The following is a 551-nucleotide window of genomic DNA, read 5'->3' as shown; positions in this document are numbered from 1 at the left end:
CAGCCGACTGTTACGCTCCCTCAAACAAGGCCAACCGACATGTCTCACCTTCACCTTGTTTGATGGTTGGGTATTGGCGCGTTCCGCATTTCACCACAGCGCGCATTATCGCAGTGCGGTTGTGTTTGGTCAGTTTGAAACTGTTGAAGACAATCAGGAAAAAGATCGTTTACTGAATCACTTTCTCGAACAAATCGCGCCGGGAAGAACAGAGCATGTCCGTTTGAGTAACGAGAAAGAGCTCAGCGCCACCATGCTTCTGCGTATTTCTTTAGAGGAAGCATCGGTAAAAATCAGTCGTTTTGGTGTCAACGACGACGCGCAAGATATGGATATTCCGGTTTGGGCGGGGGTACTGCCATATCGAACCGTCGTGGGGCCTCTTGAACCATGTTCGGATTTGTATGAAGGCATCGAAGAACCCGATTACAGCAGCGCCTATCCTAACCGCTGGTACGCTTCGGAGAAACTCAGCTAAGAGCTCCTGTTGCTAACACTCTCACTTTTGCTAACGCTCTCAATAGCAACTTTCATCCAATCTCCTAAATCAC

Annotated in this window: 1 protein-coding gene; it reads left to right on the top strand. The window is 48.8% G+C overall.

Features of this window, described 5'->3' with window-relative positions:
• A partial coding sequence (locus tag R7190_RS29800; protein ID WP_318138199.1) for a pyridoxamine 5'-phosphate oxidase family protein occupies positions 1–478 on the top strand: 478 nt, incomplete at its 5' end.
• Positions 479–551 lie beyond the last annotated feature (73 nt).

Source organism: Vibrio sp. 1078-1 (genome assembly GCF_033340475.1).
Note: the sequence above shows the minus strand (reverse complement) of the source record. Positions and strands in the feature narration are given on the sequence as shown.